This window comes from Sphingomonas sp. BK036 (assembly GCF_004216825.1).
Lineage (GTDB): Bacteria > Pseudomonadota > Alphaproteobacteria > Sphingomonadales > Sphingomonadaceae > Sphingomonas.
Map to the genome: position 1 here is coordinate 58,416 of NZ_SGXR01000004.1, position 18,435 is coordinate 76,850.

The 18,435-nt window shown below is 67.9% G+C and carries 15 protein-coding genes and 1 tRNA gene; 10 read left to right on the forward strand and 6 right to left on the reverse strand.

Translation table 11 applies throughout. The annotated features are described in order from the left end of the window. Window positions 1–137 precede the first annotated feature (137 nt). On the reverse strand, window positions 138–1,598 hold the full coding sequence (locus EV283_RS07350; RefSeq protein WP_130324112.1) for an aldehyde dehydrogenase family protein: 1,461 nt from the start codon (window positions 1,596–1,598) through the stop codon (window positions 138–140). A 106-nt stretch (window positions 1,599–1,704) separates the two neighbouring features. Here EV283_RS07350 and EV283_RS07355 point away from each other — a divergent pair, with 106 nt between their 5' ends. From EV283_RS07355 to EV283_RS07375, 5 genes are all read left to right on the forward strand, one after another. Next, complete coding sequence (locus EV283_RS07355) at window positions 1,705–2,682, forward strand: quinone oxidoreductase (RefSeq protein WP_130324114.1); 978 nt, start codon at window positions 1,705–1,707, stop codon at window positions 2,680–2,682. An 89-nt stretch (window positions 2,683–2,771) separates the two neighbouring features. Continuing rightward, complete coding sequence (locus EV283_RS07360; RefSeq protein WP_130324116.1) at window positions 2,772–3,092, forward strand: hypothetical protein; 321 nt, start codon at window positions 2,772–2,774, stop codon at window positions 3,090–3,092. Further along, the gene (locus tag EV283_RS07365) at window positions 3,089–4,618 is read left to right on the forward strand and encodes a methyl-accepting chemotaxis protein (RefSeq protein ID WP_130324118.1); all 1,530 of its coding nucleotides are present in this window, start codon (window positions 3,089–3,091) and stop codon (window positions 4,616–4,618) included. Before EV283_RS07360 ends, EV283_RS07365 begins: the two co-directional genes overlap by 4 nt. A 66-nt stretch (window positions 4,619–4,684) precedes the next feature. Further along, window positions 4,685–5,365 (forward strand): response regulator transcription factor, encoded by a 681-nt coding sequence (locus EV283_RS07370; protein WP_207223083.1) that lies wholly within the window; start codon window positions 4,685–4,687, stop codon window positions 5,363–5,365. Continuing rightward, window positions 5,362–6,702 carry an ATP-binding protein gene (locus EV283_RS07375; protein WP_130324120.1) on the forward strand — a complete coding sequence of 447 codons (1,341 nt, stop codon included), beginning with the start codon at window positions 5,362–5,364 and terminating at the stop codon, window positions 6,700–6,702. Before EV283_RS07370 ends, EV283_RS07375 begins: the two co-directional genes overlap by 4 nt. Window positions 6,703–6,764: 62 nt before the next feature. On the opposite strand, the gene EV283_RS07380 is transcribed toward EV283_RS07375, so the two are convergent. Beyond that, window positions 6,765–9,296 (reverse strand): TonB-dependent receptor, encoded by a 2,532-nt coding sequence (locus tag EV283_RS07380; RefSeq protein WP_130324122.1) that lies wholly within the window; start codon window positions 9,294–9,296, stop codon window positions 6,765–6,767. Window positions 9,297–9,532: 236 nt separating this feature from the next. Here EV283_RS07380 and EV283_RS07385 point away from each other — a divergent pair, with 236 nt between their 5' ends. Continuing rightward, entirely contained in the window at window positions 9,533–12,613 is a 3,081-nt protein-coding gene (locus EV283_RS07385) for a TonB-dependent receptor (RefSeq protein ID WP_130324124.1), read from the forward strand. Beyond that, window positions 12,613–13,635 (forward strand): phytase, encoded by a 1,023-nt coding sequence (locus EV283_RS07390; protein ID WP_165391718.1) that lies wholly within the window; start codon window positions 12,613–12,615, stop codon window positions 13,633–13,635. The genes EV283_RS07385 and EV283_RS07390 overlap by 1 nt, the downstream gene beginning before the upstream one ends. A 34-nt stretch (window positions 13,636–13,669) precedes the next feature. Here EV283_RS07390 and EV283_RS07395 read toward each other — a convergent pair. Next, window positions 13,670–13,743: transfer RNA gene (locus EV283_RS07395), tRNA-Gly, on the reverse strand. A 234-nt stretch (window positions 13,744–13,977) separates the two neighbouring features. Here EV283_RS07395 and EV283_RS07400 point away from each other — a divergent pair. Genes EV283_RS07400 through EV283_RS07410 form a run of 3 tightly spaced genes read left to right on the forward strand, consistent with a single transcriptional unit; the run spans window position 13,978 to window position 15,310 of the window. Next, window positions 13,978–14,457: a TspO/MBR family protein gene (locus EV283_RS07400; RefSeq protein WP_130324126.1), complete on the forward strand. Its 480-nt coding sequence runs from the start codon at window positions 13,978–13,980 to the stop codon at window positions 14,455–14,457. After that, complete coding sequence (locus EV283_RS07405; protein WP_130324128.1) at window positions 14,454–14,819, forward strand: DUF393 domain-containing protein; 366 nt, start codon at window positions 14,454–14,456, stop codon at window positions 14,817–14,819. Before EV283_RS07400 ends, EV283_RS07405 begins: the two co-directional genes overlap by 4 nt. Next, complete coding sequence (locus EV283_RS07410) at window positions 14,816–15,310, forward strand: DUF427 domain-containing protein (protein WP_130324130.1); 495 nt, start codon at window positions 14,816–14,818, stop codon at window positions 15,308–15,310. The genes EV283_RS07405 and EV283_RS07410 overlap by 4 nt, the downstream gene beginning before the upstream one ends. 6 nt (window positions 15,311–15,316) lie before the next feature. Here the strand turns inward: EV283_RS07410 and EV283_RS07415 are convergent, their stop codons facing one another. Genes EV283_RS07415 through EV283_RS07425 form a run of 3 tightly spaced genes read right to left on the reverse strand, consistent with a single transcriptional unit; the run spans window position 15,317 to window position 18,327 of the window. Further along, window positions 15,317–16,213, reverse strand: coding sequence for an NAD(P)-dependent oxidoreductase (locus tag EV283_RS07415; protein ID WP_347400208.1), 897 nt, complete (start codon window positions 16,211–16,213; stop codon window positions 15,317–15,319). A 19-nt stretch (window positions 16,214–16,232) separates the two neighbouring features. Further along, window positions 16,233–17,624 (reverse strand): HAMP domain-containing sensor histidine kinase, encoded by a 1,392-nt coding sequence (locus tag EV283_RS07420; RefSeq protein WP_242615847.1) that lies wholly within the window; start codon window positions 17,622–17,624, stop codon window positions 16,233–16,235. A 37-nt stretch (window positions 17,625–17,661) separates the two neighbouring features. Beyond that, window positions 17,662–18,327, reverse strand: a complete 666-nt coding sequence (locus EV283_RS07425; protein ID WP_056420590.1) for a response regulator transcription factor — start codon at window positions 18,325–18,327, stop codon at window positions 17,662–17,664. Window positions 18,328–18,435 lie beyond the last annotated feature (108 nt).

The window sequence follows — 18,435 nt, forward strand, 5'->3', positions numbered from 1 at the left end:
GTGCCAGGAAAGTCAGCCTTAGTGGCTCTAGATCCTGACTTTCGTCAGGATGACGGGGTGGAAGTGACTAACGCACGCGCACCCCGCGCCTGCTTTGCAGGCTCGCCCCTCTCCCAAGATGGGAGAGGGGGCCCCACTCAGGCCCCCGCTTCAGCAGGCTTGCCCTCGCGCACGTCGCCCGGCAAGCCGGTGATCGTCTTCACTTCCATGAAGTCGGTCAGCCCATAGCGGCCGTTCTCGCGGCCGTTGCCCGACTGCTTGTACCCGCCGAACGGGGCGCCGATGTCGGGGCTCCACGAATTGATCGTGACCAGCCCCGCGCGCAACCGGCCTGCAACCTTCGCCGCCGCGGCCGGGTCGCCCGAGATCGTCGCCGACAGCCCGTATTCGGTCGCGTTGGCGATCCGGATCCCTTCGTCCTGATCGGCATAGGCGGTGATCGTCGCGACCGGGCCGAACGTCTCTTCCTGCGCGATCCGCATGTCGGGGCGCACGTCGGTGAACAGCGTCGGCTGGATGTAATAGCCCGCATTGCGCCCGTCCGGGCGACCGACGCCGCCCGTCACCAGCGTTGCGCCTTCGTCGATCGCGGACTGGATCAGGCCCTGGATCTTGTCGAACTGCGCCTTGTTGACGACCGGGCCGATATGCTGGCCCATTTCGGCAGGATCGCCGACCTTGGTCTGCTCCATCATCGACTTCACGATCGCGGTCGCCTCGGCGACCTGGCTCGCATGGACGAGCAGGCGGGTCGGCGCGATGCAGCTCTGTCCCGAATTGGCGAGCACGCCGGCCACCGTCGGCGGTAGCACCGCCGCCAGATCGGCCCCCTCGAGGACGAGGTTCGCCGCCTTGCCGCCAAGCTCCTGATGCACGCGCTTGACCGTCGGTGCCGCCGCCAGCGCGACCGCGATGCCGGCGCGCGTCGAACCGGTGAAGCTCACCATGTCGACGTCGCGGTGTGCGCACAGTGCTGCACCGACCCCCGGGCCGTCCCCGTTGACGAGGTTGAACACCCCTGCCGGCACCCCCGCCGCGTCCATGATCTCCGCCAGGATCACCGCGCACGACGGCGCCTCCTCGGACGGCTTCAGGATCATCGTGTCGCCAGAGGCCAGCGCCGGCGCGACCTTCGCGCAAATCTGGTTGAGCGGCCAGTTCCACGGCGTGATCATCGCGACGACGCCAAGCGGCTCGTGCACGACGGTCGCCTTGCCGATCGTTTCGGAGAATTCGAACGCCGCCAGCGCCTTGGCGGTCGCGGAGAAATGCGCGAGTCCCGTAGGTGCCTGCGCCATCGACGCGAGCGCCATCGGTGCGCCCATCTCCTGCGACATCGCCTTCGCCAGATCGGGCATCCGCGCCTTGTATTCGGTCATGATCCGGCCGAGCACATCGAGCCGTTCCTGCACGCTCGTCCGGCTCCAGCTCTCGAACGCCACGCGCGCCGCAGCGACCGCGTTGTCGACGTCGGCAGCGGTGCCCAGCGTGATTTCGGTGCACGCCTGCTCGGTCGACGGGTCGATCACCTGATAGACGGTGCCGCCCTCGCTATCGACCCACGCGCCATCGATATACTGCTTTAAATAGCTTTTCATCGTGCCTCTCCGCATCTTGTCTTGCCAAGGAATGGGCTCGCCGGAGATCGGTTGCAACCCGAAACGCGTCGGGTAGGTTGCCCTCGAAATTCATGAGGAGTCGGGCATGGCGAGAGTGGCATTCATCGAGCAGACCGGCGGCCCGGAGGTCATCCAGTGGCACGACGTCACGCTGCCGCCGCCGGGCAAGGGCGAGGTCTGGATGCGCAACACCGCGGTCGGCCTGAACTATATCGACACCTATCACCGCAGCGGTGTCTACCCGGTCGACCTGCCCTCGGGACTCGGCAGCGAGGCGGCGGGCGTGGTGATGGCAGTCGGCGAGGGCGTCGCCGGGTTCGCGCCCGGCGACCGGGTCGGCACGTTCGGCCCGTCGCGCGGCGCCTATGCGACCGAGCGCAACGTGCCCGCGACCGAGCTGTTCAAACTGCCCGACACGCTCGACGACCGCACCGCCGCGGCGATCCTGCTCAAGGGCACCACCGCCGAGTTCCTGATCGAGCGCTGCGCCAAGGTGCAGGCGGGCCAGACCGTGCTCGTCCATGCGGCGGCGGGCGGAGTCGGCCACATCCTGGTCGGCTGGTTGAAGGCGATCGGCGCGACCGTCATCGCCAGCGTCGGCAGCGAGGACAAGGCGGCGCGCACGCGGAAAGCCGGTGCGGATCACGTCATCCTCCACAAGTCCGAGGATATTGCCGCGCGTGTCCGCGAGATCACCGACGGCAAGGGCGTACCCATCGTGCTGGACGGCGTGGGCGGTGCGACCTGGACCGCCTCGCTCGACAGCGCGGCCAGGCGTGGTCTGATCGTCAGCTACGGGAATGCGGGCGGCGTGGTCGACGGCGTCAACATCGGCGTTCTCGCGCGGAAGGGCTCGCTGTTCGTCACGCGGCCGACGCTGTTCGATTATTATGTGACGCCGGACGAGAGGCAGGCCGGCATCGCGCGCCTTTTCGCAATGCTCGACAGCGGCGCGATCACGCCCGAGATCGGCCAGACCTTCGCGCTCGAGGATGCGGCCGACGCGCACCGCGCGGTCGAGAGCGGCGACACCTGGGGCAGCACATTGCTGCTGCCGTCATAGGGTCGGTGATCGAGCGGCTGAATTAGCGAATGTGGAACGGCAGGTGCGTTGTTAACCTGCACCTAACCCGTTGATTGTACGTCGAACGAATGTCTCGTTCTTACAATCTCGCCACGCTCTCGTGCCTCGTCGCGCAAGGGCTGGCGGTCGTGCTCGGCTTTGCGGTGCTCACGGTGTGGCCGCCGCGACGAGGCGAGTATCTGCTGGTACCGGTCGGACGCGACGCCACCGCCAGCCTGCTGCCGATCGCGGTGGCGGAGCATGCCTTGCTGATCGGTGCGGGACCTCTGCCGCACAGCTATGTGGTGCGGGGCGACCGGTCGTTGCTGGCGAGCGTGATGATGTCGCACGGGATCGTCCTGCTTGCGGCTTCGGGCGTCGGCTGCGGTTCGTCCGACGGTGCGGCATGAACCCGACCGAGCTCGAAAGCCTGCGCGCGCGCGGCATCGCGATCCTCGCGGTTGCGGGCTGGGCGTGTACCGCATGGCTCGCGGTGATGGGGCTGTGGCTCGACGCTGACGGCCTCGTCCCGGTTCTCGTCGTCGCTACGCTGGTCAATCTCGCGCCGAGCGTGATGGCGCAGCAGCGGCGGCACGACGCGTGCGCACGGCTCGTCTCGGGCGCCCCGGCCGCGGTGTACCCTGCGCTCGGGGTGTATCTGTTGCAGGGGCACCCGTGGCAGATGGATGCGCACATGTACTTCTTCGTCGCGATGGCGGCGCTGGTGGTGCTGTGTGACTGGCGGCCGATCGCGCTCGCCGCGGGGTTGATCGCGCTCCACCATCTGGCGCTTGAGCATGCCGAGCCTGGCTGGGTCTTTACCGGCGTGGGCAATATCGGCCGGGTCGTGATCCACGCGGTTGCGGTCGGCCTGGAACTGGCGGTGCTGAGCTACGTCACCATCCGCCTGCGCGAGCTGACGATCCGGCAGGAGGTCGCGCGCAGCGAAAGCGAGACGTTGGCCAACGAGGCGATCGACAGCCGCAACCGGATGGAGGCCGCGATCGCAGGGTTACGTGCCGCCGAAGCGCGCGAGGCCAGCGAACGCATGCACCGGCAGGCGATCGAACGCGAACTGGTCGAGCGCCGCGAGGCTGAGATGATGGCGCTCGCCGAGGCGTTCCAGGCCTCGGTCGCGGACATCGTCGATTCGGTCGGCTCGGCCTCGACCAGGCTCGATGGCTCTGCCCGCGCACTCAACGAACTGGCACAGGCCGCGACCCGGCAGACGGTTGCGAGTGCCGCCGCCGCGACTCAGTCGTCCGAAAGCGCCGGCCGGCTGTCCGCGCAGATCCACGCGCTGACCCAGTCCGTCACATCAATCGCGGCCGTCGCGGCGCAACAGGTCCAGCTGGGGACCGAGGCGCGGACCGCGTCGACGTCGAGCCATGCCGCGATGCTCGCGCTGGTCGAGCGGACGCAGACGATCGGCGGTTTCGCCAATTCGATCCAGCAGATCGCGGCGCGCACCAACCTGCTCGCGCTGAACGCAACGATCGAGGCGGCGCGCGCGGGCGAGGCGGGGTACGGCTTCAAGGTGGTCGCGAGCGAGGTCAAGCAACTGGCGGGGCAGGCGACGGGCGCGTCGAGCGAGATCCGTGCACTGGCGGGATCGGCGGAGGAGGGCGCGGGGCTGGCGCATGATGCGATCGGCCGGATCGCCACGACGATCGGCCAGCTGGCGACGGCCGCGGACACGATCCAGGCCGAGGTCCGGCATCATCACCAGACTGCCGCGTCGATCGAGCGCACCGCCGACACGACCGCGGCGGGGATCGACCTGATGGCGGACGAAATGCTTGGCGTCGCGCGCGTGGCCGGGGAGACCGCGGGGCTGTCGGACATGGTCGCCCGCGCCGCGACCGGCCTGCTCGATACCGCGCGCCAGCTGAGGGCGGCGACCGACCGCTTCGTGGTGCAACTCAGGGCGGCGTAGCGCGCGGACCCGTTTGCGTTGGCGGCAAAGCGCGGTAGGGCAGGGGCCCCTTTCGGCGAGACGATGATGAGCCTGAACCTGTTGCTGGTCGAGGACGATGCGGTGTTCGCGCAAGGGTTGGCGGACGAACTGCGCGGGTTCGATCACGCGGTGACGGTCGCCGCGGATGGGCGTGAGGCGCTGGCCGCGGTCGACAGCGTGCCGTTCGACGCGGTGGTGCTCGATCGGATGTTGCCGAAGGTCGACGGGATGTCGGTGCTCGCGCGGTTGCGCGGCAGCAACATGACGCTGCCGGTGATCATGCTCACCGCGCTCGGCCGCTCGGTCGAGAAGGTCGAGGGGCTCGAGGCGGGCGCGGACGATTATGTCGTCAAGCCGATCGCCGCCGCCGAACTCACCGCCCGGCTGCTGGCGATGGTGCGCGGGCGGCGCTGGACCGCGGGCAGCAGCGACACGATCCGCGCGGGCGACATCGTCGTCAGCCCGACCAGGTTCCGGGCCTGGCGCGCCGGCACCGCGATCGATCTCGGCAAGCTCGAATTCAAGCTGCTCGCCGAGTTCGTCGCCAATGCCGATACCGTGATGACCCGCGCCATGCTGATCGAACGGGTCTGGGGCTATGACTTCGCGCCGACCACCAACATCGTCGACGTGTATGTCCGGCATCTGCGCGTCAAGCTGACCGCGGCGGGGGGTGAAGACCCGATCCTGACGGTGCGCGGCGTCGGCTATATGTTGCGCGGATGATCCGGTTCCGGTCGCTGCGCGCGCTGACGCTGGCGTTCCTGCTCGCGTTCCTCGTCGCCACGATCGGCACCGGTTTCGCGATCCACGGCATCACGCTGCAGACGATCGAGCGGCTGGTCGACCGCCGAATTGTCGTCGTCAGCGACGCCATTGCGGGCGTGCCGGGCGAGCGACGCCAGTCCGACGTGTTCCGCCGCATGGACGCCGCGATGCGCGAGCGCGACACCGGCGATATCGGGCTGCTGCTGGTCGATGCCAGCGGCCGTCCGCTTGCCGGCAACATCGCGCTGTCGCGCCGCCTGCCTTCCGGCTTCTCGACGATCGCGCGCGACGAGGGGATTGCCGGGCTGACCGCGGGGCGCGCGCTGGTCCGCGACGTCGGCAGCGGGATGACGCTGACGACGGTCGCCGAGACCGAGCCGTTCGACGATTATAATGCCGCGCGCACCTGGATCTATCTGTTCGGCTTCGGGTCGATCGTCCTGATCGTGGTCGGCGGCCTGCTGTTCTTCGTCGTCACGATCGGGCGGCGGATCGGCGAGACCCGGCGCACGGTCGAGGCGATCATCGATGGCGACATGGCGCGCCGCGTGCCGATCCATCCGTCGGGCGGCGAGTTCGCGCACCAGGCGCGGGCGTTCAACCGGATGCTCGATCGGATCTCGGACCTGATGGCGAGCATCAGCAACGTCTCCAGCGACATCGCGCACGACCTGCGCACCCCGCTCGCGCGGTTGCGGGGGCAGCTATCGCTGGTGCTGCGTCGAGCGGAAACCGACGCGCAGCGCGGCGACATCGAAGCGGCGATCGCGATGAGCGATGACCTGCTCGAGATGTTCGCGGCGATCCTGCGGATTGCGGAGGTAGAGGGGGGCGATCGCCGCGCCGCCTTCGCGCCCCTCGACCTAGCCGTACTGGTCGACGAGATCGCGACGATGATGCAGCCGGTGGTCGTCGACGACGATCGGACGATGCTGGTTCACTGCGCTGGCCCGGCCCGGATCACGGGCGACCGGCATCTGCTCGGCCAGATGCTCGTGAACCTGATCGAGAACGTGCTGCGCCACACGCCGCGGGGCACGCGGATCGCGATCGGTGTCGCGACGACGGGGAAGACCGCAACGCTCTCGGTCAGCGATACCGGGCCCGGCATCCCGGCAGATCAGCGCACGCTGGCGCTGCGACGCTTCGGCAGACTCGATGCGAGCCGCCACGAACACGGGCACGGGCTTGGCCTGCCCCTGATCGAGGCGATCGTCCGGCTGCACCGCGGTACGATCGTGCTCGAAGACGCTTCCCCCGGGCTGCGCGTCGTGATCGCGTTGCCAAGGGGCTGAGACGGGAAACCCGGACAGGCGTGGCGCCTGTCCGGGTTTCCCGTCTCACGATAGCGTGGCGATCAGAACTTGACCGACGCCTCCATGCCGTAGGTGCGCGGCGCGTTGAAATTGCCGTAGTCGCCCAGGACGTTGCTGATGCTGCCCGAGGTCGTGCTCGTCGTCGGCGAGCCCGGCAGGCTGTTCGACGGATCGCGGCGGAACACATACTGCTTGTCGAACAGGTTGCGGACCCAAGCCGAGATCGTCACCGCGTTGCTGCCGGCGACATGGATGTTCGCCAGCGCCAGGCGCGCATTGGCGATGAACGCCGCATCGTTCTTGGTGGCATATTGATCGAAGGTCTGCGTGGCCTGCGAGTAGTTGCCGTCGAGATGGAACTTCAGGTCCATGTCGCTCACCGGCACCGTATAGTCGATCGATCCGTTGGCGGCGTTGCGCGGCGTGAACACGATGTAGAAGTTCTGGTACACGCCGGTCGACGCGATCAGCACCGGCGGGATCTTCGTATAGGTATAGGCATAGCCCGCGGTCAGCGTGAGGCCCGTGACCGGCTGCACCGTCAGGTCGGCCTCGATCCCGCGGATCTTGGTGATGCCGGGGGCATTGATCGTCACCAGGTTGTTGAAGCTGCCCGACGCAGTGGTCTGGATCGAGCTGATGTCGACCTGGCTGTTCTTGCGATCCATGATGTAGCCGGCAAGGTTCAGGCGCGCGCGGTGACCCCAGAAGTCGGTCTTGGCGCCGATTTCGTACGACTTCACGTCCTCGGGGTTGAACGTCTGGTAGTTGGACGTCCGCGAGCTGGCACCGCCGGCGCGGTAGCCGGTCGCGTATTTGGCATAGAGATGGACCGAGTCGCTGGCGTCATAGGCGAGCGTGGCCATCGGGTTGAACCGGTTCCAGCTGGCGTCGAGCGGCTTGTACCCGGCGGCGGTCAGCTGCGCGGCGGTGGCCGTGTCGTAGTTCAGGTTACGCGAATAATGCAGCACGCCCTCCTTCTCGTCACGCGTGTAGCGGCCGCCTGCGGTCAGGTGGATCGTGTCGGTCGGGTTCCAGGTGACCTGGCCGTAGCCTGCATAGCTCTTCGAATGCACTTCCGAGGCGCGATCGATCGAGCGGCACCCAGGCTGCGAACCGAACCCGCCAGACCCGGTGCAGGGATCGAGAACCGAGATCGTCGACAGCGTCGAATTGAACGCCAGCGAGTTCGGCGTCGCCGCGTCGTCGCTGATGTGCTCGTTGAAATAATACAGCCCGGCGACATAGTCGAACTGGCCGACCGTGCCGACCGCCTGGAATTCCTGGCTGAACTGGTTCTGGTGGAGGTCGGCAAGGCTGTAGCGGCTGAAATTGCACGCCGTGCCGGTGCAGCCTGCGGCGACGACGGGGACGCGGTGATAGCCGCCGCTATTGTCATACTGCGTCGCGTTCACGCCGCGCCATGCGGTGATCGAGCGGAGTTCGATCTCGGGCGCGACGTTCCAGCGGATGTTCGAGGTGAAGCCGTGCGTCTTGTCCACGCTCGGCTGCTGCGGCACGCCGATATCGGCAGTCTTCATGCGGCTGGTGCCGTTGACGACGACCTGGCTGGGGACCGGCTTCACGCTGCCGGTGAGCGTCGTGTAGTTGGTGCCGGGCAGCTTGCACGCGGACGCGGCGGACTGGGCGCCGGCGACGCAGCCGTTCGGGTTCACGTTCAGCAGCTGGCTGTAGAACGGGCTGTTCGAGTCGTAGCCGTTATCGTAGCTGAAATCGGCGGTCATGCCCGAGATCGGGTGGACGCGTGCCGTCGCCTTGAAACCGCGGCGATCGTAATAGTTGAAGCCGGTCTGGCCGACGAGCGGGTTCTTGGTGGTCGCACCCTGATACTGGATGACACCGTCGAGCTTCAGCGCGACGCCGTAGACTTCGGGAAGGTCGAGCCGCAGCGCGCCGTTATAGCCGCCGTAATTGGCGATCCCGCCGGTCGCGCTGCCGCCCCATTTGCCGCTCGGGCCCTTGGTGACGATGCTCAGCGCGCCGCCTTCGGTGTTGCGACCGAACAGCGTGCCCTGCGGACCCTTCAGCACTTCGATCCGGTCGACGTCGAACAGCGCTGCGTTCAGGCCGTGCTGGCGACCGAGATAGACGCCGTCTATATAGACGCCGACGCCCTGTTCGCGCGCGGGCTGGTTCGCGTCGAGCGGGACGATACCGCGAATGCCGATGGTCAGCGCGGACTGGCGCGCTTCGAACGTCGCGACGCGCAGCGACGGTACGGCGCCGTCGGCGAGATCGTACAGGCTCTGGACGTGACGATCGGTCAACGCCTGGCTGCTGAGCACGTTGATCGCGATCGGCGTCTTCTGCAGGTTCGTTTCGCGCTTGGTCGCGGTCACGACGATGTCGCCGAGACCGGTCTGGTCGGCGGGGTCGGTCGTCACCGGATCGGTGGGCGCAGGATCGGTCGCGGTCGGCGCGGCGGCGCTCGGCGCGGCAGCGGTCGGCGTGGCATCGGTTGGCGTGGCGGCGGCGATGGCGGGCGACGCGATCGCGACCGTCAGGGCGGCGCCGGCCAGCAGCCGCAAGCGCAGGCTTGCTGAATTCAACATCGAGGGTTTCCCTTTTTCGGCAGTGTTTGCCTTGAGGGGCGCGATAGGCGGCGGTCGTGGCACGTCCGTTACGATTATAAGAATCGCGTGTCCGGGATTCTTAATGGTGGTTTAATGTTGGGCCAGGTGACGGCGCTGTCATGATCCCGTCATGACCCCGTAACGCGTAAGCCACGCGCGGCGGCTACCGCGCCCCCAAGCCGGCTGGACAAAGCCGGGACACCCGGGGATCTATTATGACACTCAATCCGTCGCGCCGCGTTCGCGGCCCTGTTTTCGCGCATGTCCTGCTCGCCGGTTGCGCGCTGACGCCGTTGACGATCGCCACCGCCTATGCTGGACCGATCGCCGCGACTCCCGCCGCTGCGCCGCGCGCTGCCGGATCGATCACCGGCACAGTGTCGCAGGCGGGCAGCGGCGATTATCTGGATGGCGCATCGGTTTCGATCCCTGCGCTCGACCTGTCGACGGTGGTCGATCGCACCGGCCGGTTCGCGCTGGTCGGCGTGCCCGCCGGTACGCATGACCTCGTCATCCGCTATGTCGGCTTTCCCGACGCGCGCCGGACCGTGACGGTCGCCGACGCCGCCGTGACGCTCGACGTCGCGATGACCGTCGGCGCGCCCGCCGACGCCGGGGAGGGCGACGAGATCGTCGTCTCCGGCTCGCGCCCGATCGCGGAATCGGAAGCCGCCGCGCTGCAGATCCAGCGGACCAGCCCGTCGCTGGTCTCGGTCATCGCCTCGGATTCGATCGGTCGTCTGCCCGACCAGAATGTCGCGCAGGCGGTCAGCCGGCTGCCCGGCGTTGGCGTCCAGCGCGACCAAGGTCAGGCGCGCTACATCACGTTGCGCGGCGCGCCGATCAACTGGACCACGCTGTCGATCGACGGCATCAACGTCGTCAGCCCCGAGGGCCGCGACGCGCGCTTCGATTCGATCCCCTCGGCGATCGCGTCGCAGATCGTCGTGCGCAAGGCGGTCACCCCCGACATGACCGGCGAGACGATCGCGGGCAATGTCGACATCATCACGCGCTCCGCGTTCGATTATCCGGGCATGAAGGTGCAGGCCAAGGGCGGCCTCGGCCATGTCGAGCTCGGCAAGAAGACCGAATATGAAGGCTCGCTCGTCATCTCCGACCGGATCGACACGGGGATCGGCGAATTCGGCATCGTGTCGTCGGCCAGCCTGTATCGCCGCGGCATGGTGACCGACAATTTCGAGACCGATTTCGAGGCGGTCGACCGCGATCGCCGGCCCGGCTACCAGACGCGCAACTGGGCGCGCGAGACCGAGAACAAGCTCTATCGCCTGACCCGCAAGAACTACTCGCTGTCGACCCGGCTCGACTGGCGTCCGGCGCCCGGCCACAAGCTGTTCGCCGAGACGATCTATTCGGCGTTCCAGGACGACGAACAGCGAAACAACTATATCTTCGATCTCGACGACCAGCAGTCGCGCACGCCGAACGGCACCGCCGGCTGCACGGTCAACGCACGCCCCGCTTCAGGAACCACGGGCTATGCCGATGTGTGCACCGGCAACACGCCGCTGCTCGGCACGGTGTACGGGATCGATCTCAACTCGAACTTCACGGTGCGCAAGTACAAGCAGTCGGTGTTCACCAACACGATCGGCGGCGATCACGAACTCGGCGCGTGGAAGGTCGCCTGGCGCGGCAACTTCACGCGCTCGATCGACGATCGCACGCAGCCCGCACAGCTCAATTACGACAGCCCGGCATTCGGGACGAACGGCGCGAACGCGGCCAATCGCCTCACCGTCGGCTACGACCTGACCGATCCGCAGCTCGCCAAGGTCCAGCTGTTCCGGACGATCCGCAACGCCGACGGCACCTTCTCGCGCGGGGACCGGGTGACCTCGATCGAGGACTTCCCGCGCACGCTGACTCGTCTGCGCTCGCTCAAGGCGCAGGACGTCACCGAGGCGTACACCGCCAAACTCGACATCAGCCGCGAAGCCTCGCTGTTCGGCGCGCAGACGGTGTTCACCGCCGGCGTCCGCTATGACGATCGCACCAAGACCGCGAACGAGGATCTGCTCGACATCAGCACCCCCGCACAGTTTGCCGCGGCGGGGATCCCGACGGGCTATGCGGCGATCGCCAAGACCGGCGGGTTCCAGGGCGAGATTCCGCTCGGCTACACCTTCCAGTATTTCGACCGCGACAAGGTGCTCGGGCTGGTCGACCAGGCGAAGACCGTGGCCAGCTACCTGCCGGTCGATGCGAATTTCTACGAGGTCGGCGAGAAGGTCTATTCGGCCTATGCGATGGCGACCGTGACGACCAACTGGGGCAGCATCATCGGCGGTGCCCGAGTCGAGCATATCCGCAACGACGCGCGTGCCTTCTCGATCAACGCTTCGACCAACGCGACGACACCGGTCGAGGCGAAGTCGAGCCAGACCCTGGTCTATCCCAGCCTCCACCTGAACTGGGACGTCAACGATCGGATGAAGGCGCGCCTGTCATTCAACACCGGGGCTGCGCGCCCCGATTACGATCAGCTCCGCCCGAACCTGACGTATAACGATGCTAACCTGACCGTGTCGGGCGGCAACCCGGATGCGAAGCCCGAAAAGGCCAAGGGCGCGGATCTCTACGTCGAATATTACACGATGCCGCGCGGCTTCCTGTCAATCGGTGCCTATTACAAGGACGTCACCAACGTCCTGTTCGATTCGGTCCAGACCTTCGGCAGCACGATCCTCAACAGTGGCAGCACCGATCGCTCGCAATATCAGTTCTCGACCGTCCTGAACGGCGGCAAGGGCTATATCATGGGCATCGAGGGCGCGATCCAGCAGCAGCTGGAGCCCTTCACCGCCGATCTCGGTCTGCCCGAGTGGATGGGCGGCTTCGGCGTTCAGCTCAATGCGACGATCAACAAGAGCCGCGCGGATACGCCGGGTGCGGCGGGCATTCCGTCGCGCAAGGTGCCGCTGCCGGGCGCCTCGGACGCGATCTACAATTTGATCGGCTATTACGAGAAATACGGCTTCTCCGCGCGAGTCTCGTACCAGAACCGGTCCGCCTGGCTCGACGCGATCGGCGCGGTCGCGCAGGTCGGGGACACCGTTCGCGGCGTCGATGGCGGCGATTTCTACTGGGCCAAGGACAATGAGCTCGACGCGTCGGTGCGGTATGCGATCAACGGCAATGTCGAGATTTACGCCGATTTCGCCAATTTGCTGAACGGCCCGGGGCGCCGCTACGTCGGCTCATCCGCCTACACGATCGAGCATGAGACGTTCGGGCGTCGCTATACCGGCGGCATGCGGGTGACGTTCTGATGCGCGCGCTTCCCTTCGCCGCCTTGCTGCTCGCGGGGTGCGCCACGACCTCGGCCCCGCTGGCGACCGAGGCACCGATGGTCGCGGCCACGGCGGAGACCGATCCGGTCGACACTTCCGCCGATGCCGCCGACGATCCCGCGATCTGGCGCAACTCCGCCGATTCGTCGAAGAGCCTCGTTATCGGCACGGACAAGAAGGCGGGCATCCATGTGTATAGCCTGGCGGGCAAGCGGCTGAGCTTCACGCCCGCCGCGCGCCTCAACAATGTCGATCTGCGCGACACCGGCGCGCGGGTGATCGCCGCCGCCAGCGACCGCGCCGACGTCGCGACCGCGCATGTCTCGCTGTTCACGCTCGACACCGCCGCGGCAAAGCTCGTGCCGCTCGGTCGGTTCCCGGTCGGCGCGGGCGAGGCGTATGGCATGTGCCTGTGGACCCGCGCCCGCGACCACGCGCTGTTCGGTTTCATCGTGCTCAAGGACGGTCGCATCGACCAGGTCGCGATCGATCTGTCGGGTGCGACGCCCAAGGTGACTACGGTACGCTCGATGAAGCTCGCCACGCAGTCCGAAGGCTGCGTCGTCGACGATCGGACGGGGCAGTTATACGTCGCCGAGGAAGATGTCGGCCTCTGGCGGTTCGATGCCGACCCGTCCGCAGCCACGACCGCAACCGCGATCGCCAGGGTCGATGGCAAGACGCTCGTCGCGGACGCGGAGGGGCTGGCGCTCGCACCGTCGGGCAGGACCGGTGGCTATCTCGTCGCGTCGAGCCAGGGTGACAATGCCTATACGCTTTATCGCCTGCCCGGCGTCACCTATGCCGGCCGCTTCCGCATCGGCGGCGGCGCGATCGACGGCACCAGCGATACCGACGGCATCGACCTGATGCTGGGCAATTTCGGTCCGGCCTATCCGCGCGGGTTGCTGGTCGCGCAGGACGGCGACAATGCGCCCGCCACGCAAAACTTCAAATATGTCAGCTGGGATGCGGTCCGCCGCGCGCTCAAACTGCGCTGATCGTCAGGCCGTCGGTGGCTGTCAGCGCTGGGATTGGAGCGGGTGAAGGGAATCGAACCCTCGTCACTTGCTTGGGAAGCAAAAGCTCTACCATTGAGCTACACCCGCAGACGCATGCCTATACCGGCGCGGTCCGGTGTCCGTACCCGGCACGATCGCGAAGTTCAAGCGTCAAGCGCATGGGAACGTCCGTCTGCGTCCAAGCGCTGTAGCGCTACGGGCGCGATGCCCGACAAGGATCAAGGCATGACGACCTCCCCATCGACCCGCGGATCCCAGCCAGGCGTTCCCGAAACCGACCGTTCAACCGAGGCGCGCGCGAGAGACGGTTTGTCGCGGCCGATGGCAGCGTTGATCGTCGCCGGCGTCTTGGGGGCGAGCGCGGTGCTCGGGCGGCGCAACGCCCCCGATCCGTCGCATCCCAACACGCGGCGCTGGTACAAGCGGCTCGACAAGCCCGACTTCACGCCCCCCGATCGCGTGTTCGGCGCGGTCTGGCCGGTGCTCGAGACCGGGCTGGCGGTCGGCGGCTATCGACTGATGCGCGCGCCCGCCAGCCCGCGTCGCAACGCGGCGGTGGGGCTGTGGCTGCTCAACACCGCGATGGTCGGCGGATGGACCGAATTGTTCTTCCGCAAGCGCGCGCTGGAGACGAGCACGGTTGCGGCGGGCGCGATGGTCGTCACCGGCGCCGCCTATGTCGCGACCGCGGCGAAGGTCGATCGCCCCGCGGCAGGGCTGGGCGTACCGTTCGTCGGCTGGCTGGGGTTCGCTACCGTGCTCGCGGCCGGGATCAGCCGGCGCAACGATTCGCGACGATGAGCCGGCTCACCGTCTGGCATGACGGCGACTGCCCGTTATGCCGCCGCGAGATCGCGCTGATGCGCCGTCTCGACCGGCGCGGTTCGATCGACTTCGTCGACGCGACCGATGGCGACGCGTCCTGTCCGATCGATCGCGGCGCTCTGCTCGCGCGGTTCCACGCCTGCGAGGATGGGCAGATGCTGTCGGGCGCCGCAGCCTTCGCGGCGATGTGGCGGGCGATCCCTATCCTGCGCCCGCTGGGCCTTGCCGCACGGCAACCCACCGTGCTGCGGGTGCTAGAGCGCATCTATGTCGGTTTTCTGCGCGTCCGGCCGAAGCTGCAACGTGCGGTGCGTCGGCGTGAGGCGAACGCGCGATGACAGTCCGCCGTGATCCCGTGCGGCCGGGGCAAACGAGCGTTTGGGATTTTCCACGGCCGGCGATCGCGGTGCCGAGCGCGCAGCACGTGCGGATCGAGCATCGCGGCCAGGTGATCGCCGACACGCGCGCGAGCGTGAAGACGCTCGAGACCAGCCATCCGCCCAGCTATTACATCCCGCCGGACGCCGTCGTGATGACGCTGTTCCGCCGGTCGACCCACACCTCGTTTTGCGAATGGAAGGGCGATGCGGTCTATTACGACCTGCTGATCGACGGCGAGACGCTCCGCGGCATTGCCTGGAGCTATCCCGCCCCGACGCGCGCCTTCGCCGCGTTGCGTGACCATCTCGCCTTCTATGCAGCGCCGTTCGATGCATGCTTCGTCGACGACGAGCGGGTCGTGCCGCAGCCGGGCGGATTCTATGGGGGGTGGATCACCAGCGATCTTGCCGGGCCGTTCAAGGGCGTGCCCGGCAGTCGCTATTGGTAGAAGGCGTCAGTCCAGGCCAGCCGCCCGGCGGACGGCGAGGCCTGCACCCGCCCAGTCGACATCCTCGCCCTCCAGCGCGATCGCGGTACGCAGATGATCGCGAACGATCCCGAGCAGCGGCATCGGCGTCCGTGACGCGCCCGCCGCGGCGTCGACCAGGTTCATGTCCTTCAACCCCAGCGGTGCTGCAAAGCCCGCTGGCTTGAAGGCATCTGCTACCAGCATGTCGCCATAGGTCTTGTAGACCGGCGCTGAGAACAGCGTGCCGGTCAGCACCTCGAGCAAGGTCGCCCGGTCGACGCCGCCCTTTTCGGCCAGCGTCATCGCCTCCGCCATCGCCTCGACCGCGGCCATGATCATGAAATTGCCGCTCAGCTTGACCAGATTGGCGGCGGAGGGCGTGGTGCCGACGCGGAAGACGCGCTGGGCGATCGCCTCGAACACGGGTTCGCACAGGTCGATCAGGTCGTCCGCGCCGGCCGCGACGACGAACAGCTTGCCCGCCTCCGCCGCGGGCGGGCGGCCGAACACCGGTGCGGCGACATAACGCTGCCGCTCGCCTGCGAGCCGGTCGGCGAGCGCGACGCCGATCGTGCTGTGCGACACGTGCAGCGCCGGGCAATCGAGGATGCCGTCCTCACCGAAGACCACGGCTTCGAGCGCGCGATCGTCCGCCAACATCGTCATCACGACATCGCCCTGCGCGGCGGCGGCGGGGGTGTCCGCAAGAACCGCGCCCGCCGCAACCAGCGCATCGGCCTTGCCGGGCGAGCGGTTCCAGACGGTGACCGCGTGGCCCGCCTTGACCAGGTTGGCGGCCATGGCGCTGCCCATCTGGCCGAGCCCGATGAATCCGACCTTCATGCTACTTCCTTCCGAATGCCTGTCGCGGGGCCAACGCACGCCGCGACGGATCGCTGCGTCATGCGCGCAGCGGGAGGCTGAGGCGTGCGAGCAGTCCGCCGGTCGTCGAGCGCCCTAGGACGAGCGTGCCGCCGCTGAGTTCGGCGAGTTCGCGCGTGATCGACAGCCCGAAGCCATGGCCGTCGCCGCGTTCATCGAGGCGTCGGCCGGGCAGCATCGCCTGCGCGATCGCGTCGTCGTTGATACCTTCGCCATCGTCCGCGACGTCCAGCGTCACGACGCCGTCGACCGCCGCGCCGCCGATCGCCAGCGCCGAGCGCGCATGGCGCCAGGCGTTGTCGAGCAGGTTGCCGATCATCTCGTCGAGATCCTGCGCGTCGATCGCGACCGCAAGCCCGGCGGGGATGGCGATGTCGACCGCGATCGGGCGGTCAGCGTGGATGCGACGGAGTACCGTGACGAGATCGTCGACCGCGGGGGCGATCGGCGTCCGGCTCCGCGCGCCGCCGGTGACATCGGCGCGCGCGCGGCCAAGATGATGGCGCACGCGGCGGTCGATCTGGTCGACCATGTCGCGGACGTCATCGCCGGCGCCCGCCTCGGCGAGCCGCAGCGACAGCGTGGCGAGGGGGGTCTTCAAGCCGTGCGCGAGGTTGGCGACATGCTGGCGCGCGTGCGCGAGCCCGGCGGCGTTCTGGTCGATCAGCGCGTTCAGTTCGGTGACAAGCGGTTGCAGCTCGCCCGGTTGCTCGTCGGGGACATGGCGCTGCGTGCCCGCGCGCACGGCGGCGAGCGCGGTGCGCAGATCGCGCAACGGACGCAGCCCGAACCGCAACTGGAGAAGCGTCGCCAGTGCAAGCCCGGCACCAAGCAGCGCGAGCGAGCCGAGCAGTGGGATCATCGCCTCACGCAGCGGCTCTTCGACGATCCGGCGCGGGCCGATCGCGGTGATCGTCACCGCACCGCGCGGCGTGGGCACGTCCATCGTCCGCGAATGCAGCCGCTCGCCGCTGCTTGCCCGCGTGTCGCCGGCGTGAAGCTGGCGGTCCTCGGGGCCGCCCGGGCCGGGCGGGGGCGGGGGGCGATCGGCACCGGGCTTGGGAGCCGGCGGTGGTGCGGCAGGTCTCGGGGCGGGGAGCGGCGGCGTCGTACCGCTATCGACCCGACCGGCGGGGCCGTCGACATGCCACGACCAGTCCGATCCGGGGACGCCGAAGTCGGGCAGGTCGACCGCGCGGGTCCGGTCGAGCGTCGCGTCGGGGCGGACCGCGCGGGCAAGCACCGCGACCTGCGCGTCGAGGCGCTCGTCGAGTCCGCGCATGACGAACCGTTCGAGCACGTTGCCGATCGTGATCCCCGCGAAGACGAGCGCCAGACCCGTCGACAGTGCGGCGATCACGAGCATCCGGCCGAACAGCGACCGCGGGATGATGCGCAGGGGCCTCTTCATCGCCGTGCTCGCGGGAGGATGGAAAAGGCCGGCACGATCACGATCCGTCCGCCGTCAGGCGGTAGCCGCGGCCGCGCACCGTTTCGATCATCTGCGCGCCGATCTTGCGGCGCAACCGGCCGATGATGACCTCGATCGAGTTCGAATCGACATCCGCATCGCCTTCGTAGACGCGCTCGATCAGGTCGGCGCGCTCGATCACGACTTCTCGGCGGAGCATCAGCGCCGAAAGGACTCGCCATTCGAACGCGGTGAGCTTCAACGGCAGGCCATCGAGCTCGAACGTGCCGAGCTGTGCGTCGAACGCCAGCGGCCCGCAGGTGACTCGCGCCGCCGCGTGGCCGGCCGCGCGACGGACGAGCGCGCGAAGCCGCATCACGACCTCCTCGACCCGGAAGGGTTTCACCACATAGTCGTCCGCGCCGGCCTTGAACCCCTCGACCTTCTCCGACCAGCCGTCGCGCGCGGTCAGGATCAGCACCGGCAAATCGCGGCCCGCGGCGCGCCAGTCGCGCAGGACGGAGAGCCCGTCGCGCTTGGGCAGCCCCAGATCGAGCACCGCCGCGTCGTAGAGTTCGGTGGCGCCGAGATGGCCGCCATCCTCGCCGTTGCTCGCGACGTCGACCGCGAAATGCTCCGCGCGCAGGGCCCGCGCGAGCCCGTCGGCGATCGCCGCATCGTCTTCGACCAATAATACCCGCATGCGCATCCCCTAAGTCCGAGACCCCAACGGAATCTGAACGGCTTGGTTCAGCGGGCGTCGGCAGCGTGCGCCTAAACGGTGATTCGTCAACCAATGAGAGGAAAGACG